Here is a 23,550-nt window from a genome sequence, read left to right as displayed (position 1 = left end):
TTGAGCAGCGGAACGTATTTTTCATTATGCACGGTTAGCTCCTTGTGCGGTGGCGTGGCGAACGCGATGCGCCGGGTTGCGCGCCAGCATAATCAGACCCATCAGCCCGATGACCATTGCCAGTGTAATGATCCCCTGATGCAGCAGCGCGGCAGCAAAACCGATCGCGCATAGCAGCAGCAGCGTGATGACGATCAGGAAAATGCGCCCGGCACGGCCGGTGGCCGCGCGCAGCAGGAAGGTCAGCACCGCCAGCACGACGCTGGCAATAGCGACGCCCAGCGCGCCAATGGTGCCGGTGACACCGGTGAGTGGCGTGAGCCAGGCATACAGCGCGACGGCAAAGCCGATGAGTGCCGCCAGCAGCAACAATAAACTGCCCAAACGGGAGGATTGAGATTGCAACATACCAGGAAGTCCCTTAAGGATGAAAGCACGGAAAACAGCGTGTACTGATGAGTCAATGCGGCTGTTGTTCGCGCGGGCTAATCAAATTAACGCCAGCGCAGCGTGAAAAGCAGCGACATATATCACTTCGCGTTGCTGAGTATAGACGATGATATTCAGGCTGCCCGCCGGATTAGATGCAGAGAGGGAGTCAGATAAAAATGGGGAATTTGTAATGGTCGGAGCGTGTATTTACAAAGGATAATTTAGCGAGGCCAGACAGGCGGCACGGCAAGGATGTTGATTACCGAGGCTCAGTCCGCAGGATATTTAAACCCTGCGGACTGAGTTAGAGACAAATAAGGCGTTACGCGTTAGCCCTGCAGTTCTTTCCGCACAATCTCTGCGCCGGCACTTAATGCCTGCAGCTTGCCGTAAGCCACATGACGCGACAGCGGCGTCATGCCACAGTTGGTGCTTGGATAGAGTTTATCGGCATCTACAAACTGCAGCGCTTTACGCAGCGTGGCAGCCACTTCTTCCGGTGTTTCGATGGTGTTGGTGGCGACATCAATCGCGCCAACCATGACTTTTTTACCACGAATCAGTTCAATCAAATCCATCGGAACGCGTGAGTTCTGACACTCCAGCGAAACGATATCGATACCGGAACTCTGCAGTTTAGGGAAGATCTCCTCATACTGGCGCCACTCGGTACCCAGCGTTTTCTTCCAGTCGGTGTTGGCTTTGATGCCGTAGCCGTAGCAAATATGCACCGCGGTCTCACATTTAAGCCCTTCGATGGCGCGTTCTAAGGCGGCAATGCCCCAGTCATTCACCTCGTCGAAAAAGACGTTAAAGGCGGGTTCGTCAAACTGAATAATATCAACGCCAGCGGCTTCTAATTCGCGCGCTTCCTGGTTGAGAATTTTAGCGAATTCCCAGGCCAGCTTCTCACGGCTTTTATAGTGATCGTCATACAGCGTGTCGATCATGGTCATCGGGCCAGGCAACGCCCATTTAATTGGACGCTGCGTCAGCTGACGCAGGTATTTGGCATCATCAACAAAGACCGGTTTCTGCCGGCTCACTTCGCCCACCACGCCGGGTACGCTGGCATCATAGCGATTACGGATGCGCACCGTTTTACGGTTTTCAAAGTCAACGCCGTTAAGGTGTTCGATAAAGGTGGTGACGAAGTGCTGGCGCGTTTGCTCGCCGTCGCTGACGATATCAATACCGGCCTGCTGCTGGTCGTCCAGACATAAACGCAGCGCATCCTGTTTGCCCTGAATCAGCTCATCGCCCTGCAATTTCCACGGCGACCATAATGTTTCCGGCTGCGCCAGCCAGGAGGGTTTCGGTAAGCTGCCAGCCGTTGACGTCGGTAATAATGTTTTCATTAATCAATAACCTTATTTATTCGTTAATCAAAGAGCGAAATGATCAGACCACTGTTTCAGAATGCTGTGGTAAGGCTTAATAAACTGCTCTTCGGTAAATTTACCCTGCTCAATCGCCAGGCGGGTACGCTCTTCGCGATCGTAAACAATTTTGGTCAGCGAGTGATCCTGATGATACAGGTCTGGCTGATATTCAATGCCCGCCGGTGAGTTCGCATTGTAAATCTCCGGGCGGTAAATCTTCTGGAAGGTTTCCATGGTACTGATGGTGCTGATCAACTCCAGGTTACTGTAATCACTGAGCAAATCACCGGCGAAGTAGAAGGCGAACGGCGCCACGCTGTTGGCCGGCATGAAATAGCGCGCTCTGAGTCCCATTTTGGCAAAATAGAGATCGGTCAATGAAGATTCATTTTGCTGATACTCAATGCCCAGCACCGGATGCTGATTACCGGTACGACGGTAAATATTTTTGCTGGAGACGCTGAGGCAAATGACCGGCGCTTTGCGGAAGTTGGCTTTATACGTCTCTGAGTTGACAAAATGGCGGAAAATATTGCCGTGCAGCACGCCGAAGTCATCCGGAATACTGAAACCGGAACGGCCTTTATTATGCTCGGACAGCAGAACGCTGAAATCATAATCACGCACGTATGAAGAGAAGTTGTTGCCGGTGATCCCTTCAATGCGCTCACTGGTTTTTTTATCAACAATATTCGTCTTCAGGATCTCAATCGCCGGAAAGCTTTTACCCTCGCCACCTGCACCCAGATTCATCTCTACAGAAATGATATCCAGTTCAACCGCATAGCGATCGCCTTTCGGGTTGTCCCAGTTCGCCAGCGAATTGAAACGGTTGTTCATCATGATCAGCGCGTTGCGCAGATTCTCTTCACGATTGCTGCCGCGCGCCAGGTTGGCAAAATTGGTGGTAATGCGCGTATCTTTGGAGGGATTGTAATTCTCATCGAAGCGCGTGCTTTTTATACTAAAGGTAAAATCATTTTTCATCGCGAGCGGGCATCCTGATTTCTGCTTGCAACCTGACGCTGTTCTCTCCTTTACCGGAGTTCTCAAAACGTTTACAGGTTTGCAAATTCAGCAGTGGTCATATTGTCGAAAATATTTAACATGACCTTAGTTATGCCAGAGTCCCTGCGTGAGGAAAAGTGATTAAATTTCAAAGCAAGATGAGCTAACTTCATGTTGCCTGCACCAGGCTCGCGCTGAAGTAAAGCAGGCCGCGCTTGCGCAAAAAACCTGCAAAATCAGGCGCTAATCTGCGCTATCACACTGTCGATCCTTAGCCTGACAGCTGGCGGGGCGTTTGTCAGTTGAAAAAACTTCACCATCAGCGTTTTCCATCCAGATTTTCAGCGGTTAGAATAGCTGACTTCATATAATTGGCATTATATGAAGTCAGGATCCGCAGGATCATCACCTTTGGTTAACATGATGCAGTGTGTCAGCGCCACGCCGTGCATAAAAAACCGGCACTGCTACGTTAAATTTGGCGGGTGATGCCCCTGCAACATGCACAGAATTCACGTAGCGACGTCATAAATTAATGAGTAAAACGGACACCCTGCCCGGAATTACCGCCAGCCCGGCCCTGATGCACAGTGCTGATGAGGATATTGCTGAACGCCTGAGAGAATTTGTCAGTGATAAAGAAGCGTTTTCTGATAACACGTGGCGACAGTTGCTGAGCGTTATGCGCATCGGCAGCCGCTGGGCGACTGAACATGGCCGGCAATTTTTGCCGATGGATCCTGCCGATCTGCGTGATTATCTGCTATGGCTTCAGGCATCGGGACGCGCCTCTTCGACCATCGCAACTCATGCTGCACTGATTTCCATGTTACACCGTAACGCCGGTCTGGTGCCGCCCAATGTTTCGCCGCTAGTATTCCGCGCGGTGAAAAAAATCAATCGCAGCGCGGTGATAGCCGGTGAACGTGCCGGTCAGGCCATCCCCTTTCGCATTCGGGATTTACTCACGCTGGATCAGCGCTGGGCGGGTTCCGATCGCCTGCAACAGCAGCGCGATCTGGCATTTTTGCATGTAGCTTACGCCACGCTGTTACGCATCAGTGAACTGAGTCGCCTGCGGGTGCGTGACATTTCGCGTTCGGCCGATGGCCGTATCATTCTTGATGTCGCCTGGACCAAAACCATTGTGATGACCGGGGGACTGATTAAGGCACTCGGCGATCTCTCATCACAACGTCTGACCGAATGGCTGGTGGCATCCGGGCTGATCGCTGAACCCGACGCGTTCATTTTTGGCCCGGTGCACCGCGCTAATCAGGCGCAAATTGTCTGCGATAAACCGCTCTCGACTCGCGCGCTGGAGGATATTTTCGTCCGCGCCTGGCGTGAAGCGGGACCAGGCACCGGCGTGCAACCCAATAAGAATCGCTATCGCGGCTGGTCGGGACATAGCACCCGGGTCGGTGCCGCCATCGATATGGCCAGCAATAAGTACAGCACCGCGCAGATCATGCAGGAAGGCACCTGGAAGAAGCCGGAAACGGTGATGCGCTATATTCGCCACGTTGATGCGCATGCCGGGGCGATGGTGGATTTGATGAATGGGCACCTTTAATCACGCGGCTTTGCTTCATAGCCATACCTTTTAGGGTATCAAACCGGCCAATCTTAGTATTGGAATCAACGCTCACCCTGCTTCTAAGATAAATTCAGCCCAGAAACTGGCGGATTATTAACCGATAGTCAGAGGTGAACAACGATGAATAAACCCATTGCAAAATTAAACGACACCCCGGTACGCCGCGGTGGTGATGTCCTGCTGGAAGTGTTAGAGAGTGAAGGCGTTGAGTATGTGTTCGGTAACCCAGGTACGACTGAATTACCGCTCATGGACGCCCTGCTCCGAAATCCCAACATCAACTATGTGCTTGCCTTGCAGGAAGCCAGTGCGGTTGCGATGGCCGATGGTTACGCGCAGGCTGCCGGTAAGCCCGGTTTTCTCAATCTGCACACGGCCGGCGGTCTGGGACACGGCATGGGCAATCTGCATAATGCGGTTTGCTCCCAAACGCCATTAGTGGTGACGGCTGGCCAGCAGGATTTACGCCACAGCATCACCGATCCCCTGCTGTTGGGGGATTTAGTGAGTATGGGTAAGATTTTTTCCAAATGGTCGAAGGAAGTCACCAGTGTTGACCAGCTGCCAATCCTGGTGCGCCGTGCTTTTCATGATGCGGACGCTGCGCCCAAAGGCCCGGTTTTCCTCTCTTTACCGATGGATGTGATGGAAGCCATGAGCTCTGTCGACATCGGCGCGCCGTCTAACGTTGATCGTAAAGCGGTCGCAGGTTCACTGCCGCTGTTAGCCAAAAAATTAGCCGCCTTTACCCCCGGCAAGGTCGCGATTATTGCCGGCGATGAGATTCATCAAAGCGGCGCGGCCGCGGAAGTTGTGGCACTGGCTGAGTTGCTGGCCGCTGACGTTTATGGCTCAACCTGGCCGAATCGGATTCCGTATCCTACCGCGCATCCTCTGTGGCGAGGCAATCTCTCTACTCAGGCGACGGACATTGCCAAAGCGCTTGATCAATACGATGCAATCTTTGCGCTCGGCGGTAAATCGCTCATCACCATCCTCTACACCGAGGGGCGTGCCGTGCCGGAGCATTGTAAAGTGTTCCAGCTCTCAGCTGATGCCGGCGATTTGGGGCGAACTTATCGTAGCGAGCTCTCAACTCTCGGCGATATTAAATTATCGCTGGCGGTGCTGCTACCTGAGCTGAAAGAGGCTACCGCGCATAATCGCCCGGATTATCAGCGTCGTTTCGCGGCTGCGGCAGCACAGTACGAACAAACTAAAGAGAACTTATTACAGTCGGTACAAGAGCAGCAGTCGGCCACGAAGATCACGCCATTGATCGCCGCATTTGAGGCCGCGCGTGCTATTGGTCCGGATATAACAATTGTTGACGAGGCCATTGCGACCTCACAATCGCTGCGTAGATCGCTGTCGAGTAACAGAGCAGATCAATATGCTTTTATGCGCGGTGGCGGTCTGGGCTGGGGCATGCCCGCTGCAGTGGGATATTCCCTCGGACTGGGCAAAGCCCCTGTTGTCTGTTTTGTGGGGGATGGTGCGGCAATGTATTCGCCTCAGTCGCTGTGGACCGCCGCCCATGAGCAATTGCCGGTAACCTTTATTGTGATGAACAATACTGAATATAATGTTCTTAAGAACTTTATGCGGTCTAAAGACGATTATACCTCGGCGCAAACCAATCGCTTTATCGCCATGGATTTGGTAGATCCGGTGATTGATTATCAGGCACTTGGCACCGCGCTGGGGCTGAAAACGCGTAAGATTGAGGTGGCTTCACAGATCGCTGCGGCTGTCGAGGAGGCTATCGCCAGCGGTAAACCCAGCCTGATCGAAATCGTGATTGCTAAGAACTGATGCGGGTATCCGATGCCGTGCTTAACTCCTCTGCGAGGGCACGGCATTGGTTAACAAAGTGTTCCAGCGCTGGATTTTTATTATCAGAAGACCACATCAGGATATTTTCGATGGTATTTGCGTCCGCAATTTTCCGATAATTAATGCCTCTTATCTGCGCTGTAGCCATACTTGCCGGAATGATGGCCACCCCTAATCCATGAGCGACGAAATTAACGATGGTTTGCTGGACGGAAACCTCAACGCCAATATGGGGACTGAAGCCGGCTTTCAGGCACTGATTAAAAATCCTGTCATAAAGCAGCGGCGACATAGAACGAGGCACAATGATAAACGGGTCATTGGCCAGCGTTTCCAGGGTGAAATTTTCAACACTGGCCTGGGGATGGTCCGCAGGAAGCGCGACAATTAACGGTTCACGCAATAACACCAATGAATTAATCGCGGAGCTGGTGACTTCCGAAAAGCTGATCGCAACGTCCAGCCGCCCATCCTCCAGCGCAGCGTTTAACCCGGTCGGGATCATCTCCTGGAATTGCAGATCAATACCGGGATAATTCATTCTGTGTTTCATGACCAGTTGCGGCACCACACTGTACGATGCGTACATGGTTGCGCCCAGCTTAATCAATCCCATTTGCCCTTCTGAAACAGCCTGCACATTACTACACGCCTGCTGCATCATTCTTAATACGGCGTAAGCATCTTTTAAAAATTGCTCGCCGGCAAAGGTAAGTTTCATGCCTTTGGCATTACGGGTAAAAAGTTTCGCACCCACATCACGTTCGAGCTGGGCTATTTGTCTGCTTAGCGGTGGCTGCGAAATATTCAGCTTTTCTGCTGCCCGGCCTATATTCCCCACTTCTGCCACGGTACAAAAACTCATTAGCTGATTCAGTGTTGGCTTCATGACTGCGCTTCTCACGCATAATCTGACAATAGATTACGTCAGTGAATCACAAGTTGGCTGATAAGGCATAGCAATTCGCCATATTGATCCCCATAACGCCGCTGAGGCTGGAATGGCCGGCTGATTACGCAGCGGGTTCATCACCATAGTGTGACTGCGCATACCCGGCAAAGCGCCGGATCTCCGGGTTAGCAGCGCCGGTTTTCCAGCACAGGTAGAGTGCCGTTGTGACATCCTGCTGCGCCAGCGGCAGCAGTGCCACATCCTGCCGCAAAAATCTCTCCGGGGCGTGGGGGATGAAGGTCACGCCCAGGCCCAGCGCGGCGAGGTCAACGGCGGTGGCCACATCGCGTGCGCGGAGCACGCTGGTGGGAATCTGCCTGGCGGCGGCATAGAGATTAAGCACCGCGCCACCCAGCCCGATACCTTCCGGATCTTCCTGCAAAATCAGCGGCTCCGCCGCCAAATCAGTCAGCGAGACGCAGGCCTGCTGCGCCAGCGCATGGTCGTCGGCCAGCACCGCACACAGCGAGGTTTGATGCAGAATTTGCCGGCTAATCTGACGACGTTCCGGTAGCGGCCCGCGCAGGATGCCGATATCCAAATCGCCGCTCTCCAGCAGGCTTAGCTGTTGGTTGACGCTGTACTCCACGGGTTGCAGCGCGATCTGCGGAAAATCACGTCTGAAGGCACGGATAATTTTGACCAGCGCCGGCTCCAGCATGGACGTGCCCACATAGCCAATGCGTAACATGCCGCGTCGTCCGGCGGCCACCTGCTTAATCGTGTCCTGCAGATGCTCCACACGCTGCACCGTCTGCTGGACTTCCCCGAGCAGCAATGCGCCTTCGCGCGTCAGACTCACCTTACGCTTGTCGCGCGCAAATAACTTCACGCCCCACTGCTGCTCCAGTGCCTGAATATGCTGAGACAACGCCGGTTGCGTGAGGTTAACCGCCGCCGCCGCCCGTGCGAAATGCAGCGTATCGGCGAGTGCCAGAAAAGAACGCAGCTTACGGTAATCCATGCCACACCTGATAAGGATTCGTTATTAATAAAAGCATAATACCAATTAGACCCTGATTAGCGAGCGCATTATCTTTGCCTGCAGGACGGCGACGGCAGGAACGCGCCGGAAATTTTTGCCTTTCACAGGAGGCCTTATGCGCATCATTGTCGGCGTAACCGGTGCCACCGGTGCCCCACTCGCGCTGCGATTACTGCGGCAGCTGGCGGACATTCCGCACATCGAAACGCATCTCATTTTGTCACGCTGGGGAAAAGTGACGCTGGAACATGAAACCAACTGTTCTCTCAACGACATCAAACAGCTGGCCGATGTGTTTCATCCGGCCGGTGACCAGGCCGCGACTATCTCTTCGGGCTCATTTGTCACCGACGGGATGGTGATTATTCCCTGCAGCATGAAAACGCTGGCCGGTATCCGCAGCGGGTATGCGGAAGGGCTGATTGGCCGCGCCGCTGATGTCGTCCTGAAAGAGCAGCGCAAACTGATTCTGGTACCGCGCGAAACCCCGCTTAACACCATTCATCTGGAAAACATGCTGGCGCTGTCACGCATGGGCGTCAGCCTGATTCCCCCTGTGCCGGCCTGGTACAACCATCCGGCCACAATCGCCGATGTGGAAAATCATATCGTGGGTCGCGTGCTGGATCAGCTTGGCATCGACACTGCTGGCGCCACGCGCTGGCAGGGTTTGCATCCCGCCAGTGATGACCAGACACTCTCAAACTAAGGAACAGCCTATGTCAAACACATCTCCCTCTTCGCACAGCAGTGAGGTTTACGATCTGCGTTCTGCCATCGAACTGCTGAAGCAATTTGATGGTGAGTATATTGAGACCGATGAACCGGTGAATCCCGAAGCGGAACTGTCCGGTGTCTATCGTTACGTTGGCGCGGGCGGCACCGTGATGCGTCCCACACAGACCGGACCGGCGATGGTGTTTAATCACATCAAAGGTTACGCCAACTTTCGCGTACTGATTGGCTTGCTGGCTTCACGGCAGCGCGTGGCGCGCCTGTTAGGGGTGCCGAAAGAAAAGCTGGCGCATCTGCTGCGTTCATCGGTACATAACGCCATAGCACCGGTGGAAATAAGCCAGCAGCAGGCAGTTTGTCAGGAAGTGGTGCACCTCGCCACGGATGACGGTTTTGATATCCGCCGCCTGCTGCCCGCGCCAACCAACACGCCTGAAGATGCCGGCCCCTATTTCACCATGGGGATGTGTTATGCCGCCGATCCGGAAACCGGCGAACATGACGTCACTATTCACCGCTTGTGTGTTCAGGGCAAAGATGAGATCTCGATGTACTTTGTGCCAGGCCGCCATCTTGATCAGTTCCGCATTAAGGCTGAGCAGGCGGGCAAAGCGTTGCCGATTACCATCAGTATTGGCGTCGATCCGGCCATCGAAATTGGTGCCTGTTTCGAGCCGCCGACCACGCCGCTCGGTTTTGATGAGCTGGCGATAGCCGGGGGCTTGCGCGGTCGGGCGGTTGAGCTGGTTAAGGGTGTCGCCGTTGATGCCCGCGCCATTGCCCATGCAGAGATCGTGATTGAGGGTGAACTGGTGCCGGATTATCGCGTACAGGAAGATCAGCATACCCATAGCGGTAAAGCGATGCCGGAATTCCCGGGTTATACCGGTGAAGCGCAGGCGGCAGTGCCGGTGATTAAAGTCAAAGCCGTGACGCACCGCAAAAACCCCATCCTGCAAACCTGCATCGGACCGAGCGACGAGCACACCAATCTGGCCGGAATCCCGACCGAAGCCAGCATTCTCGATATGGTTGAGCGTGCGTTACCGGGTCTGGTGAAGAATGTACATTGCCCGTCGCCAGGCACCGGGAAATATGTTGCGGTGCTGCAAATCAATAAGCGCGGCCCGCAGGATGAGGGACGCCAGCGTCAGGCTGCCCTGCTGGCTTTCTCGGCCTTTTCAGAGCTGAAGCACGTGTTCCTGGTCGATGAGGATGTTGATGTGTTCGATTTAAATGACGTGATTTGGGCAATGACCACGCGTTATCAGGGCGACGCGGATACCATCTTTATTCCCGGCGTGCGCTGTCACCCGCTCGATCCTTCACAGGATCCGGCCTTCAGCAACTCGATTCGCGCCCATGGCATTACCTGTAAAACCATTTTTGACTGTACGGTGCCGTATGACCTGAAACACAACTTCCAGCGCTCGCAGTTTATGGAAGTCGATGTTTCACGCTTCATTCCTGGTTTTAACCGTTAATCACTCACTGCCCGCCAGGCCTGCGCCTGATTGCGTCCGCTATGCTTGGCCTGGTACAACGCCGCATCAGCATGCTCGATCAGGTTGCCGGCCTGATCGTCATGCCAGGTGGTCGCACAGCCCGCGCTGAGCGTCACCTGCGCATCGGGCAGTGCGGAGGCGGCGTGAGGCAGATGCAGGTCAGCAATCACCTGTACTGCCTGACGCGCAATATTCAGCGCCGCCTGCTGATCGGCACCGGCGAGGATGATGGCAAACTCCTCGCCGCCATAGCGCGCGACCATGTCGCTCTGCCGTAGCTTAAGGCGTTTGAGCGCGTCGGCCACCTGGCGTAAACAGTGATCGCCTGCCACGTGCCCGTAGCGATCGTTGTAGTGTTTGAAGTAGTCAATATCCATTAATATCAGTGACACCGGTGCTGATTTTTCCCGCAGATTATGCAAAGCATTCTGCAAAAAGCGGTCAAACTGTCTGCGGTTAGCCAGACCGGTCAGCCCATCGAAAAACGCCAGCTGATCAAGATGATGATTGGCATCGGCGAGGTCGTTTTTTAGTTTGAGCAGCGCTTCCTGATAATGCTGGCTATGCCGAGCCTGACGAATGACAAACAGTCCCAGCAGGATAATCGCGACCAGCAGCGCCACGTTCAGGGAAATATCCTGCAGTCTTCCTTTCACCCAGCGCAGATACAGATTGCGCTTGTCGTAACCGGCCGCGACCACCAGCGGATAGCGTTCTGAGCTGGCGAAGCCGAAGATGCGCACCTGGCCATCCAGCGCCGCGTTCCACTCGCCGCTGCCGCGATCGGCTTTCACCAGCATCTGCTGGAACAGATGGCTGGCGGAGAGACTCTTGCCGATATAGCTGTCGGGCATCGGACGGGCATAAAGCACCGTGCTGTCTGCCAGCATCAGTACCAGCACGTCGCGCGGCCCCAGTTCGTAGTAACTGTAAAAACGGCGGAAATAATCCACTTTAATGGTGGCTAACAGGATGCCTTTGAAATCACGCGCTGCATCGCTGACGCGCAGAGAAACCGGAATAACCAGATCGCCAGTGCTGCGGCTGCGGATCACCGGGCCGATGTGCAAACTGTCACGGCTGTTGTTGCGGTGATAGCGGAAATATTCACGGTCAGAGTTGTTGGTGCCCACCGGCACGCTGCGCGTGGAGGTGGCGATCCAGCATCCCTGCTCATCATAGTAAAACAGCCCATGCAGCTGCGGCAGACGGCTTTGCAGATCGCGCATAATCTGGCTCAGGTTGGCGGCGTTTAGCTTTTCCAGCGGCTGCGCCTGCAGGTCGCGCTGCACTTCACGCAGGGCCAGTTCGGTCTGGAGCACGGTATCTTCCGCCTGACGTGACTGTGACAGGGAAAGATTGACCGCCATCTCTTCCGTCTGGCGCACCGCGCCGTGCCAGTCTTCGCGCAGCGTCCACAGGGTGAGCGCAATGATCGCGCATATCAGCAATCCGCCGGACAGCAAAATACTGCGCAGCAGCGAGGAACCTGAAATGATTGCCGCTTCATTTTTCCTTTTAAACGTCATGTTTCACCCTGTTGCCGTGTTAACGCTAAGTTAAGCACATAATCAGCGACGGGATTTTCAGGATTAAAGACGGTAATGATGTCAGGCGTGGCGATGGCCACTGGACGACGGGTGAATGCTGCATAAATCGCCAGCGATCAGTTCGCCCAACCCTGGATTGAACGCGGCGAACTCAGGCAGGTACTGGGCGAGTGGTCTGCAGTGTTTTCAGGTCTTAATCTCTATTACGTTAACAATCCCCATATGTCGGCCTCGCTGAGAGCGTTTATTGACCAGTTAAAATCCTTTGTCGCGACGAGGCGTTGAAATCAGCCAGCGCCATGCTGCTGGTCCCGCCACGAATATTAAATCACGCTAATCATTAACCCTGCTGTCGTTCCGGTTGTTACCGCCGGTATTTTCTCCCCTGTAACGCGCCTTATCCCCTGCCGCCACGCTTTTCTGAAGATCTAAATTTGCAGCAAAAATTTATTCAATCATTAAATTATATTTATTATATTAGCGAAACTTTAATGTGGACTGGTTGAGGATTACAGTGCATTTAACAAGGAAATCAGTGATTAGCAGCGCTATCTCTGATGGCGTACTGACAAAAAGAACCCACAGAATGTGCAGGATACTTAATGGTATCGATCAGCGCATTAGCATTACACCGGCAAGCGGATTGATTGACTTCCTTAAAGGGATGGAGGTGACCAACGAACAGTACCGGCGCAGTGGAATCGTTAAGGAAAAACGCTCAATTTTTCTCTATAACGAAGGGCTGCTGAATCCGGAAAGCACGCTGTTTCTCGCCCGCAAAGGCCAGGATATCCTCGGCACGCTAAGTGTCATCGCCAATCACAATAACCGTCTGCCATGCAGCAAACTTTTTCGTGAAGAGATGGCCGCCCTGCAGCTGGAAAAGCGCAAAGTGGTAGAGCTTGGCACGCTGTCGGTACGCTATCAGGCAGACAGTGAAAATATTGTGTTTATGCTGTACCTGAAAATCATGATCTACACCATTTTCATTGAACAGGTGGATGACATCTTTATTCAGGTCAAAGAGAAGGTTGCTGCGTTTTACGAGCGCAATTTCCTGTTCAAACAGGTCGGCGGCACCAAAAAGCACCCGGATTACAGTGACCTTAACGCCACGCTGCTGCGCGTGGACGTGAAAAGTATCCGCGACAAAATTTATGAGCAGCAGTGTTATGGCCCGATGGGCTGGCTGCGCATGCTGCGTGAACTTGGTTTACTGCAGCACTACCGCACGCTGAGCCAGCAGTGCCACAGCTGTCCGCGCTTTACGCCAGATCAGCGGGACGCGGAGCTCTATCAATATCTGTGTAATCTGTGACGGCGCCAGCCTCCTCTGCACCGTTTTCGATTTTCACACAGATTACTTGCCGGCATTGCTATCCACGTCGTGCTGCAGGAAGAGTTCTTTTAGCCATTCGATGAAGACCCTGACTCTGGGTGATAGCTGTCGGTTACGCGGATACAGGACAGAGACGGGAGACGGTTCAGGTGGAAAGGCTTTGAGCAATTCGACGAGCGTCCCCGTCTTCAAATCATCTTCCACGTGATAACGCGGCACCTGGATGATGCCGAGTCCCATGCGCGCCACGGATACAAAGGTATCAGCCGCATTAACCGTAATTGAAGTTTTGATCGTCGTGGTGATGCGCTTGCCGTCCACCCTGAATGCCAGCGGCAGGATGCCGCTGCTGCCCGTGGTGCGAAATCCGATCATCCTGTGGCCGCAATGCAGTTCATCCGGATCCGACGGAAGTCCGAACCGGGAGACGTAACCGGGCGAAGCGACCGTGACCTCTTCCAGCGTGGCGACGCACCGCGCGATCATATCGCTGTCCTGCGGCGTTCCGACACGCAGGACACAATCAATTCCCTCACGCACCAGATCGACCAGCCGGTCACCCTCGCTCAGATAGATTTCGATATCAGGATAAGCTTCGAGGAAACAAGGTAGGTGCGGCAGAACAAAATGTCTTGCCAGCGTGCCATGAACATCGACACGCAGCAATCCCTTCGGCCGGGCGCCGGCAAACGCGCCCTCGGCATCCTCGATATCGTCCAGTATAGAAACGCAGCGCTTGTAGTAGGCTTCACCGTCCAGCGTCGGGCTGACGTGACGCGTGGTGCGTTCCAGTAGCTTAATGCCCAGGCGCGACTCAAGTTGCTTAATCGCGTCCGTTACGGTCGAGCGTGGCAGGCCGAGGTCTTCCGCCGCCCTTGTGAAGCTGCGGCGCGCTACCACACGCGTGAAAACGCGCATCGTATCAATTCTGTCCATGGCATTGTTCGTCATTATCGGATTCTGATACCTGATAATGACTGATTATCCGGAAAGGATACAGTGCTAGATTTTCTCCGTGTTCAGGCGCGATACCGCGCGAAAATGGGAGAATATCTATGTCTGTTTCAGAGAAAGTTGCAATCGTAACCGGTGCATCCCGCGGAATTGGTGCCGCCATTGCCAGGCAGCTTGCTGCGGACGGCTTTGCCCTCGTAGTGAACTATGCCGGCAACGCAGAGGCTGCTGCCGCCGTGGTTGAGGAGATCGAAGCCGCCGGTGGCAGAGCTATCACCGCGCAGGCGGACGTTGCTGATGCCAGCCAGGTCAAACGCATGTTCGATTTAGCCGAATCTGCGTTTGGTGGTATTGATGTGCTCGTCAATAATGCCGGCGTAATGATGTTGTCTCCGCTGGCCAGCGCCGACGATCAGAGTTTTACCAAGCAGATTGACATCAATCTGAAGGGGACGTTTAACACCCTGCGCGAAGCGGCAAACCGCCTGCGTTCTGGTGGGCGCATCATCAACTTCTCCACGTCGGTTGTCGGGCTTAAGCTTGAGAATTATGGCGTCTATGCCGCGACCAAAGCGGCCGTCGAAACACTGACAACCATCATGTCCAAAGAGATGCGCGGACGCAGCATCACCGTCAATGCCGTCGCGCCCGGTCCGACTGCGACCGACCTCTTCCTCAACGGGAAAAGCGATGAACTGATCGCGCGCATGTCCAAAATGAATCCGCTGGAACGCCTCGGCACGCCTGAGGATATCGCAAGTGTTGTTTCTTTCCTCGCCGGACCACAGGGCAGCTGGATGAACGGACAGATCCTGCGCGCCAATGGCGGAATGGTCTGAGCCGCAAACTGCAGAATTAGTCAAAGGAGTACTGTTATGTCTCAGAAGATTATCCTTGTGACCGGATCGTCAAGCGGCTTCGGTCGCCTGACCGCCGAAGCGCTGGCTCGTGCTGGTCATACCGTTTATGCATCAATGCGGGATATTGCGGGCCGTAATGCCGCAAATGTCCGCCAGTTAAGCGAACTTTCCACGCGGGAGGGAATTGAACTGCGGCCGCTGGAACTTGATGTTCAGATCGACATATCGGTTGATGCTGCCATTGAAACGGTAATATCCGACGCCGGGAAGCTTGATGTGGTGGTACACAATGCTGGCCACATGATGTTCGGCCCGGCCGAAGCCTTCACTCCAGAGCAGTTCGCCCAGCAATATGACGTTAACGTGCTGGGAACGCAGCGCGTCAACCGGGCCATACTGCCGCATATGCGCTCCCGCCGTGAAGGCCTGCTGGTCTGGATTTCCAGTTCCAGCGTGACCGGCGGCACACCGCCCTATCTGGCCCCTTATTTTGCCGCCAAAGCGGCGATGGATACGCTTGCCGTTCAGTATGCGCGCGAGCTCAGCCGATTCGGCATTGAGACGACAATCATCGTGCCGGGAGCCTTTACCAAAGGGACGAACCATTTTGCCCATTCAGGAAGTCCTGCCGACACCGGGCGTGTCGCGGAGTATGAAGCAGGTCCTTATGCCGGTTTCGGCGATGATGTGCAAAAGGCCTTTGCGGAGATAGTGCCGGAAGATGCCGATCCCGCGCGCGTTGCAGCACAGATAACCGATGTTGTCGGTATGCCGTTTGGTACGCGTCCATTTCGTGTGTATAACGATCCGTCCGATGACGGCGCGAATATCGGCTTTGCGGTCATCGACCGTTTGCGCGCCGAAATGCTACATCGGGTTGGATTGTCCGATCTTCTGACGCCAGCGAAAGCACCGTCGTGTGAAGGGTAACAGGCGTGACCGGCGGGATCGCTCGCCGGTCGCTTTACCAAACAGGAGCGCCGGAAATGCACACCGTTGTCACCCTTATCTGTGGTTTTGCGCTATAAAATATCCTTGCTTGTACACCCTACCAACAATTCAGCATCCCTTAGCGTTAGCTTGCATTCTGTTGAGCCTCAGCCCCTGGTTTGAATAAAGGGCGCTAGTCAGCCTTACCGGCACGTTAGCCGAACCCGGCGCCATTACATCAATCACTAATAGTATGTTGTAATTAATGCATGTCATTGCCGCTTACATCTGGCATTGCTGCAAATCCGGCTGCAGCTCCTATGCTGTAGTGAGTCATTAACGTGCGGATATGAGGTATGCATGAGTTTACTGTTTAGCGCGACGCAGCTTGGCGAGCTGTCGCTGGAAAATCGTATTGTGATTGCTCCGATGTGCCAATACTCAGCGGAAGAAGGTCAGGCAACGGCCTGGCACCGCATTCATCTCGGCCAGCTGGCGCTCTCCGGCGCGGGACTGCTGATTATCGAGGCGACGGCGGTGGAAGCCATTGGCCGTATCACGCCGGGCGACCTGGGGTTATGGGACGACGCGACAGAAGCCGCGCTGGCCAGCGTGCTGCAGGACGTGCGGCGCTACGCTACCCTGCCGATTGGCATTCAGTTGGGTCACGCCGGGCGCAAAGCGTCCTGTGCAGCGCCATGGCAAGGCGGTGCGCAGCTCTCTGAGGAACACGGCGGCTGGCAGACCGTGTCGCCGTCTGCGCAGCCGTTTGCACAGGATGAACGTCCGCCGGCCGCACTCAGCAAACAGGATCTGGCGCAGCTGAAACAGGCTTTTGTCGATAGCGCCCTGCGCGCGGTACGCATCGGCATTCAGCTGGTCGAACTGCATGCTGCACACGGCTATTTGCTGCACCAGTTTCTGTCGCCGCTCAGCAACCAGCGTGACGATGAATATGGCGGCTCATTAGAGAACCGTCTGCGTTTCCCGCTTGAGGTGTTTAAGGCACTGCGTGCTGCGCTGCCGGCGGAAATCCCGGTTGGAGTGCGGCTGTCGGCCACCGACTGGATCGAGGGCGGCTGGGATAATCAGCAATCGATTGTTTTCAGCCAGCAGCTCGAAGCCGCAGGCTGCGCCTACATTCACGTCTCCAGCGGGGGCCTGGCACCGCAGCAGCAAATCAGCGTCGGTCCAGGTTATCAGTTGCCGTTCGCTCGCGAGATTCGCCAGCAGGTCTCGATTCCGGTGATTGGCGTGGGGCTGATTACCAAACCGAAACAGGCCGAGCAGGCGCTGCAGGAGCAGGATGCCGATTTGATCGCGCTGGCACGCGCGGTGCTGTATGACCCACGCTGGCCATGGCACGCCGCCGCCGAACTGGGTGCGCAGGCCAAAGCGCCGCCTCAGTATCTGCGTTCCGAACCGCACGGCCTGAAAGGCACCCTGATCAGCAACCAGTAGTTCTCCTGGCCGGCAGCCGCCCGGTTGCCGGTTCTGCTCTGGGAAATTTCACAGATTTCAGCCCATTGTGCGCGACTGCACTGTTTTCGTCTTATGCTTTCCCGGCCAATTAACCAAAAGGAAGATGAGATGAAATTGCAGCATTATTTACTGGGCGGCGCGCTCTGCGCTTTCAGCGTGAGCGGCCTGGCCGCTGAGATGAAAAATCCCCTGAGCGTGCATGTGCTGAATCTGCAAACCGGTGTACCGACCGCAGGTATTGAGGTCGAGCTGGATAAGCAACAGGGCGACAAGTGGGTGAAACTGGCGCAGGGCACCACCAATGAACAGGGGCGCATCCCGGCGCTTTACCCGGCGGGCCAGAAGGCGCAGACCGGGATTTACCGCGTAATTTTTAAAACCGGTGACTATTACAAAAAAAACGCCCAGCCGACCTTTTTCCCGGAAATCCCGGTGATGTTCAACCTGGATAATGCCGATCAGCACTACCATATTCCACTGCTGCTCAGCCAGTACGGCTACTCCACCTATCGCGGCAACTAAGCCAAAAGGCGCTGCGGACGGTATATTTATACCAGTACGTTTTGTTGAACCGTTGCCTCGTTAAGCGATTGAATCAGGCAGGAGAACCTCTATTTCGTTGCTCCTGCCTATTACAGGGTAAACCTGTTTTTTTCGGCTGGTGTGATTGCTATAGCGTGCTGGCTGACGCATTAAAAACTGTCTGACTGCTGAGCTGGGTTCTGTGAAATCCAGCGCTCTGTTTTCGCTCTGCTTTCATCGGTTGCCGGATTAAAGAGCATCATCGTTAAATCCGGCCTGCCTTCAACAGAAAAGGTCGAGAACTCCAGGGCAATCGTTCCCATTTGCGGATGATGCAGCACCTTAAACCCTTCGCCATGCCCGGCCACATCGTTGTTACGCCACAGGCGGGCGAAGTCAGCACTTTGAGCGGATAGCTCCTCAACCAGTCGATCAATTTCCTCTGAAGCACCCAGGCGCGCGGCATCCGCCCGAAAGGCGTTGACGATGAGACGGGCCACGCCCTCCCAGTCGTCTTGCATCCCCCGCGCTTCCTGATCGGTAAAAAGCAGGCGCAGAATATTGCGCCGCGCGGGCGGAAGTTGCCCGTAATCCTTCAGCACAACCGTCGCCGGGTGATTCCATGCCACCACATCCCAGGTGGCGGTTTTGATAATCGCCGGAATCGTCAGGCTTTCCAGTACGCGTTGCAGCCGTGGGGTTATGCTGTCGGACCGACTTACCCGGTTTTCTGGCGGATGCCCAAATGCGAGGATAAACAGATGATCGCGCTCGGGAGACGTAAGCCGCAGCCCGGCAGCAATGCGGTTCAGTACCTCACGCGAGGGCGCTCCCCCACGGCCCTGCTCAAGCCAGGTGTACCAGGTCGGGCTGATATTCGCGAGCTGGGCAACCTCTTCGCGGCGCAGGCCCGGCGTACGTCGGCGGCCGGGCAAAAAACCAAACGAAGCCGGGTCAATTGCCAGACGGCGTGCCCTTAAAAACTCACCCAGCGGATTTTCAGAAAGCAGCGTCATAAATCACCCTGTTAATGTTTATACCCTGATAACCTCACTACTTTAATAGTAAAAGATCCGCGCTTACGCTGTCGCACTAAATCACTCAGGAGACAGGCTATGCGTATTTTTGTAACGGGAGCGACGGGCTTTATCGGCTCACGCGTTGTATCGGACCTGCTGGCTCGCGGCCATCAGGTGACCGGTCTTGTACGTTCAGAAGAAGCAGCTCAGCAGTTAAACGATAAGGGCGCCACAGCCCAGCGCGGTACGCTGGAAGATCCCCAGGCGTGGATTGCCGGCATTGACCAATGTGATGCGGTGATTCACACCGCTTTCGATCATGATTTCAGCCGTTTTGTCGACAATTGCGAAAAAGACCGCCGCGTTATTCGCGCGATTGGCTCTGTGTTGCAGGGCAGTAAGCGTCCGCTGCTCATCACTTCTGGTACCGGAATGGGTGATGACGGCAGCGGCCAGCCCGCTCTTGAGCAGAATTTCAACCCGGCACACCCTAACCCACGCGTCGCCTCGGAGCTGGAAGGCAATAAGCTCCTTGAATCGGGGATCGATCTTCGTGTGGTGCGTTTACCTCAGGTTCACAACAGCGAACGTCAGGGATTAATCAGCTATTACATCGCTCTTGCCAGGGAGAAAGGCGCGGCAGCTTACATCGGTGGAGGTGAAAACGCCTGGTGTGCGGCACACGTTGATGACGTGGCCGGGCTGTACGTAAAAGTGCTTGAGCAAGGCGAACGCGGCAAACGGTATCATGCGGTAGCAGAGGAAAGTATTGCCTCACGGCTGATTGCTGAAACCGTGGCAGCAGGCCTGGGGATTCCTGCCGTTTCGCTGAAACCCGATCAGGCCGCGGAGCATTTCGGCTGGTTCGCCGCTTTCGCCAGGCTGGATCTGCGTGCCAGCGGTGCCTGGACGCGTCAGCAGCTCAACTGGCAGCCCACAGGACCGGGTCTTATCGCTGATTTAAGCAGAGTGAATTATTCAACCCAGTCGTAGCCCCAGCGCCGGGTAGCGGCGCAATTCATTGCGCAATTTACAACGGTACGGCGAATGGATTAGCGCGATAAATCGCGCCGCTACAAGCTGGTGCTGTTACCGTAAGCGGTGCAATTTATCGCACAATTTACAACGGCGCGGTGGCCAGATTCGCGCGATAAATCGCGCCGCTACGAATACCTCTGAACCCCACGACTCTCGCCACTCAGGCCGCAGCAAATTGCGGTAACACACCCAGCCAGCTCAGCGTCCATGCCAGCACATTCAGCGCGCCGAAAAGCAGCACCAGACCAATCGCCAGTGGCGTTCGCGGCCGATCGGCGAAGCGCTGTTGCGCACGCCGCGCCAGCAGCGCCGGAATAATCACCGCCCACAGCGTGGCAAACAGACCGGCAAAACCGATGGCGGCGACGAAGCCATGCGGCCACCATAGCGAAGCGAGCAGCGGCGGCAAAAATGTCAGGCAGGCGGTTTGCAGCCGCGCGCGCGGGGAATGCCCCCAGCCGAGGCGGTCGGCGATGAAATCAAACAGACCTGCCGTCACGCCTAGAAACGAGGCAATCACCGCAAAATGTGAGAACACCGACATCATCAGCGACAACGCGCGCACGTGCAGATGATCGCGCAGCGCGGCCATCAGTGCGGCAATATCTCCACCCTGCTGCACGATGTCAGGAAACACAGCGCGCGGCAAATTCCCCATGGTGCAGACAATCCAGAACAGGTAAAGCGCCAGCGACATCAGCGTGCCCAGCACCAGCGCGCGTGTCACCGGCGACTCGCGGCGCTGATAATAACTCACCAGTCCGGTGATGTTACCGTGATAGCCAAAAGAGGCCAGACAGAACGGCAGCACGCCCAGTGCGTAAGGCCAGTAGCTGTCTCCCGGCGCGGCGGCAGCGAACAGCGAGGGCACGTCTACCTGGGTTAACAGCCCGCCGAACAGCAAAATCAATAGCAGGATTTTTGCCAGCACACAGAACGTCATCAAACGACTGACGCCGGTAGTGCCGAGCCACACCACGGCGGCGACACACAACGTCAGCGCGATTTTGGCCCCGGCGGTTGAGAGCGGCACGCCAAGCTGATTCAGCGAGTGCTGGTAAACCGGACCACTGGCTGAAATATAAGCGTAGGTGAGAATGCCCAGCACAAACAGGATGCTGAGGCCATTGATGCTGGCCCAGCCGCGCCCAAGCAAATCGCGCGTCAGCGTATCGTAGCCCGCGCCTGGCGGACAATGCAGGCTGACACGCATAAACAGCAGCCCGGAGAGCAGCATTGCGCCCCAGCTTATGCCCAGCAGCAGCAGCGCCCAGCCAAACCACGCCCCGGCCATCACGATCGGCAACGTAAACATACCGGCGCCCACTACCGTCCCACAGATGATCATGGCGCCCCACCATACCGAGGGCTGGCGGCGCGCCATTACGCTCTCCGTCATCACACTTTTCCTTGCACAACATAAAGGCGGCGATGATACACGGGATCGCTAACAAATGTGAGGCGCGGGCGGTGACTGACGGGAAGATGGCTGTCAACAGGTGACAATGTCACATAAAAGCGCACCGGTCACGGTGCGCCAGCCGCGATGTGACGGGATTAACGATAGAAAGCCGGACGTGGCGGCATGGTAATCGGGACAATGTCACCGTTATTCTGTGCCGCAACACAGGCATCGGCCGCCACGGCGGCGGCATAGCCGTCCCACGCCGACGGGCCTGTCATATTGCCCGACAGCACGTTGTTAATGAAATCCTGCAGCTCAACGTCATAGGCAGCGATAAAACGCTTTTTCCAGTCGGTCAGAATGCCGGTGGAGAGCTGCGCCGCATGACGGGTTTGCACCGACATCGGTTCAGGCAGGCGCGCAATGCCGCTCTCGCCAACCACCTCACACTGTATGTCGTAACCATAGGCGCAGTTAACGAAGATCTCGACATCAATGCGGATGCCCTTCGCGGTTTCCAGCAGCACAATCTGCGGATCCTTCAGGTGCGATGACGCGTGGCGGGTCTTGCGTGGGTAAATCACCTGCGCACTGACGTAATCATCGTTCAGCAGCCAGCGCAGCACGTCGAGTTCATGGATCAGCGTATCGGTGATCGCCATATCGGTGGTATAAGCATCGCCAACAGCCGGATTGCGGTGCGCGCAGTGCAGCATTAGCGGCTCACCCAGGGTGCCGCCGTCGATAACCGCTTTCAGCGCGCGATAGCCGCTGTCGTACGGTCGCATAAAACCCACCTGCACCAGTTTTTTGCCCGCGGCAATTTCCGCTTCGACGATATTCATACAGCCCTGCGCGGTCACCGCCAGTGGCTTCTCGCAGAATACCGCTTTGCCGGCTTTGATGGCTGCCAGCACAAACTCTTCATGCGTCGGGCCCCATGAGGTAACCAGAATGGCCTGCACCTCCGGCGCGACGATTAAATCGTGCGCGTTGTCGTAAATCTCCGCCTGCAAGCCGAGCTCGTTAATCACCTGCTCACAGTTGTTGCGATTGATATCATTAAGCGCGACCACGCGCGCATGCTGCAGCACCTGGCTGCAACGACGAATGTGTTCACGGCCGATAGCGCCAGTGCCGATTACACCAATATTGAGTGTCATGCGAGGTTCCTTCAGCGAAATGTCGGATTGGTTAGTGGTTGAGGTAGTCAATGCTGCTGCGGATTTCGCGCGCAATATCCTCAGCGCTCCAGCTCTCCATCACCGACGAAAACGGCTCGAAAGCATAAACACCGCGATAGCCCATCTCTTCCAGGCGCTGCACCTGCTCGCGGGATTTCAGCAGGTCATCCGCGCTCAGCATGATGCGCTCTTCGTCGGTGAGTTGATGAGTCGGGCGCGCATCCGTTACGCCAGAGAGATGCACCAGGCCGATGTGATTCACGTCTACGCCACCGGCGAAATCCTGTTCGGCGCCTTCGTAAAGGTGATGATGGAAGGTATCGAGCACGATGTTAAACGGCACGCCGGCCTGAGCGATAAGCTGCTGCGCCAGCGCGGCGGAGCGCAGTGAGCTCTGCGGAAAACCGAGTGGTTCAACCAGCCCGGCAACACCATATTCGGCAAACAGCGGCGCCAGGGTTTGCAGTGCCTGTACGGTTTGCTCATTACTCACCGGCGTCCCATCATTGAGCGGACAGAGCACCAGCGCTTTCGCCCCGGTGGCGCGCGCATCGGCTAACAGCGCGCGCGTTTTTTCCAGCACCGCATCATCTAACTGGTTGAAGGGATACACCGCGTTGATGGTTTCGATCTCAAGCTGATGCTGCGCTGCCAGACGACGCACCTCCTCACCGCCTGCGCCGTCGGTCACGCTGCCGCTTTTCATATCGTTGCGTATTTCAACTTTATTTAATCCCAGCTGTTCCACCAGCGCGAAGAATTCCGCCATGCTGAGATGAGGGGCAATTTTACGGTTAACACAGAATCGGTCACTGCTTATTTTGTAGGTCAT

At 55.4% G+C, this 23,550-nt stretch carries 21 protein-coding genes; 10 read left to right on the top strand and 11 right to left on the bottom strand.

Annotation, left to right across the window (positions count from 1 at the left end; genetic code table 11):
* Positions 1-24: 24 nt before the first annotated feature.
* From C1N84_RS19190 to C1N84_RS19180, 3 genes are all read right to left on the bottom strand, one after another.
* Positions 25-408 carry a hypothetical protein gene (locus C1N84_RS19190; RefSeq protein ID WP_031280087.1) on the bottom strand — a complete coding sequence of 128 codons (384 nt, stop codon included), beginning with the start codon at positions 406-408 and terminating at the stop codon, positions 25-27.
* A 353-nt stretch (positions 409-761) separates the two neighbouring features.
* Positions 762-1,790: a methionine synthase gene (locus tag C1N84_RS19185; protein WP_021509410.1), complete on the bottom strand. Its 1,029-nt coding sequence runs from the start codon at positions 1,788-1,790 to the stop codon at positions 762-764.
* 27 nt (positions 1,791-1,817) lie between these two features.
* On the bottom strand, positions 1,818-2,801 hold the full coding sequence (locus C1N84_RS19180; RefSeq protein WP_021509409.1) for a DUF1852 domain-containing protein: 984 nt from the start codon (positions 2,799-2,801) through the stop codon (positions 1,818-1,820).
* Between the two features lie 556 nt (positions 2,802-3,357).
* On the opposite strand from C1N84_RS19180, the gene C1N84_RS19175 reads away from it, so the two are divergent.
* The gene (locus C1N84_RS19175) at positions 3,358-4,398 is read left to right on the top strand and encodes a tyrosine-type recombinase/integrase (protein WP_264444688.1); all 1,041 of its coding nucleotides are present in this window, start codon (positions 3,358-3,360) and stop codon (positions 4,396-4,398) included.
* A gap of 144 nt (positions 4,399-4,542) precedes the next feature.
* Positions 4,543-6,237 carry a thiamine pyrophosphate-binding protein gene (locus tag C1N84_RS19170; protein WP_394541889.1) on the top strand — a complete coding sequence of 565 codons (1,695 nt, stop codon included), beginning with the start codon at positions 4,543-4,545 and terminating at the stop codon, positions 6,235-6,237.
* Here C1N84_RS19170 and C1N84_RS19165 read toward each other — a convergent pair.
* Positions 6,227-7,147 (bottom strand): LysR family transcriptional regulator, encoded by a 921-nt coding sequence (locus tag C1N84_RS19165; RefSeq protein WP_058781485.1) that lies wholly within the window; start codon positions 7,145-7,147, stop codon positions 6,227-6,229. The genes C1N84_RS19170 and C1N84_RS19165 overlap by 11 nt on opposite strands.
* 124 nt (positions 7,148-7,271) lie before the next feature.
* Positions 7,272-8,174: a LysR family transcriptional regulator gene (locus tag C1N84_RS19160; RefSeq protein WP_059010833.1), complete on the bottom strand. Its 903-nt coding sequence runs from the start codon at positions 8,172-8,174 to the stop codon at positions 7,272-7,274.
* A gap of 136 nt (positions 8,175-8,310) precedes the next feature.
* Here C1N84_RS19160 and C1N84_RS19155 point away from each other — a divergent pair, with 136 nt between their 5' ends.
* Together C1N84_RS19155 and C1N84_RS19150 are read left to right on the top strand one after the other, a co-directional pair.
* Complete coding sequence (locus tag C1N84_RS19155) at positions 8,311-8,904, top strand: UbiX family flavin prenyltransferase (RefSeq protein ID WP_211724669.1); 594 nt, start codon at positions 8,311-8,313, stop codon at positions 8,902-8,904.
* Between the two features lie 10 nt (positions 8,905-8,914).
* The gene (locus tag C1N84_RS19150) at positions 8,915-10,414 is read left to right on the top strand and encodes a UbiD family decarboxylase (protein ID WP_104093283.1); all 1,500 of its coding nucleotides are present in this window, start codon (positions 8,915-8,917) and stop codon (positions 10,412-10,414) included.
* Here the strand turns inward: C1N84_RS19150 and C1N84_RS19145 are convergent.
* The gene (locus C1N84_RS19145; RefSeq protein WP_394517668.1) at positions 10,411-11,964 is read right to left on the bottom strand and encodes a diguanylate cyclase; all 1,554 of its coding nucleotides are present in this window, start codon (positions 11,962-11,964) and stop codon (positions 10,411-10,413) included. The genes C1N84_RS19150 and C1N84_RS19145 overlap by 4 nt on opposite strands.
* 607 nt (positions 11,965-12,571) lie before the next feature.
* Between C1N84_RS19145 and C1N84_RS19140 the strand changes: the two genes are divergently transcribed.
* Entirely contained in the window at positions 12,572-13,303 is a 732-nt protein-coding gene (locus C1N84_RS19140; RefSeq protein ID WP_125311799.1) for an N-acyl amino acid synthase FeeM domain-containing protein, read from the top strand.
* Between the two features lie 42 nt (positions 13,304-13,345).
* On the opposite strand, the gene C1N84_RS19135 is transcribed toward C1N84_RS19140, so the two are convergent.
* Positions 13,346-14,260: a LysR family transcriptional regulator gene (locus C1N84_RS19135; RefSeq protein ID WP_059010882.1), complete on the bottom strand. Its 915-nt coding sequence runs from the start codon at positions 14,258-14,260 to the stop codon at positions 13,346-13,348.
* A 119-nt stretch (positions 14,261-14,379) separates the two neighbouring features.
* On the opposite strand from C1N84_RS19135, the gene C1N84_RS19130 reads away from it, so the two are divergent.
* From C1N84_RS19130 to uraH, 4 genes are all read left to right on the top strand, one after another.
* Positions 14,380-15,117: an SDR family oxidoreductase gene (locus tag C1N84_RS19130; protein ID WP_082678671.1), complete on the top strand. Its 738-nt coding sequence runs from the start codon at positions 14,380-14,382 to the stop codon at positions 15,115-15,117.
* A gap of 36 nt (positions 15,118-15,153) precedes the next feature.
* The gene (locus C1N84_RS19125; protein WP_264444697.1) at positions 15,154-16,068 is read left to right on the top strand and encodes an SDR family oxidoreductase; all 915 of its coding nucleotides are present in this window, start codon (positions 15,154-15,156) and stop codon (positions 16,066-16,068) included.
* A 360-nt stretch (positions 16,069-16,428) separates the two neighbouring features.
* Complete coding sequence (locus tag C1N84_RS19120; RefSeq protein WP_264444699.1) at positions 16,429-17,529, top strand: NADH:flavin oxidoreductase/NADH oxidase; 1,101 nt, start codon at positions 16,429-16,431, stop codon at positions 17,527-17,529.
* A 129-nt stretch (positions 17,530-17,658) separates the two neighbouring features.
* Positions 17,659-18,072, top strand: coding sequence for a hydroxyisourate hydrolase (uraH, locus tag C1N84_RS19115; protein WP_264444701.1), 414 nt, complete (start codon positions 17,659-17,661; stop codon positions 18,070-18,072).
* Positions 18,073-18,242: 170 nt separating this feature from the next.
* On the opposite strand, the gene C1N84_RS19110 is transcribed toward uraH, so the two are convergent.
* Positions 18,243-19,088, bottom strand: coding sequence for a helix-turn-helix transcriptional regulator (locus tag C1N84_RS19110; RefSeq protein WP_264444703.1), 846 nt, complete (start codon positions 19,086-19,088; stop codon positions 18,243-18,245).
* Positions 19,089-19,187: 99 nt separating this feature from the next.
* Here C1N84_RS19110 and C1N84_RS19105 point away from each other — a divergent pair, with 99 nt between their 5' ends.
* Complete coding sequence (locus tag C1N84_RS19105; RefSeq protein ID WP_264443851.1) at positions 19,188-20,084, top strand: SDR family oxidoreductase; 897 nt, start codon at positions 19,188-19,190, stop codon at positions 20,082-20,084.
* A 205-nt stretch (positions 20,085-20,289) separates the two neighbouring features.
* Here C1N84_RS19105 and C1N84_RS19100 read toward each other — a convergent pair whose 3' ends face one another.
* The 3 genes from C1N84_RS19100 to C1N84_RS19090 form a co-directional block, all read right to left on the bottom strand.
* Positions 20,290-21,528 carry an aromatic amino acid transporter gene (locus tag C1N84_RS19100; RefSeq protein WP_264443854.1) on the bottom strand — a complete coding sequence of 413 codons (1,239 nt, stop codon included), beginning with the start codon at positions 21,526-21,528 and terminating at the stop codon, positions 20,290-20,292.
* A gap of 158 nt (positions 21,529-21,686) precedes the next feature.
* Positions 21,687-22,697 carry a Gfo/Idh/MocA family protein gene (locus tag C1N84_RS19095; protein WP_211724645.1) on the bottom strand — a complete coding sequence of 337 codons (1,011 nt, stop codon included), beginning with the start codon at positions 22,695-22,697 and terminating at the stop codon, positions 21,687-21,689.
* 31 nt (positions 22,698-22,728) lie between these two features.
* On the bottom strand, positions 22,729-23,550 hold the full coding sequence (locus C1N84_RS19090) for a TIM barrel protein (protein ID WP_058781498.1): 822 nt from the start codon (positions 23,548-23,550) through the stop codon (positions 22,729-22,731).

The sequence above is a fragment of the Pantoea sp. SGAir0418 genome (assembly GCF_043529865.1).
This window is presented reverse-complemented; position numbering and strand designations above follow the sequence as displayed.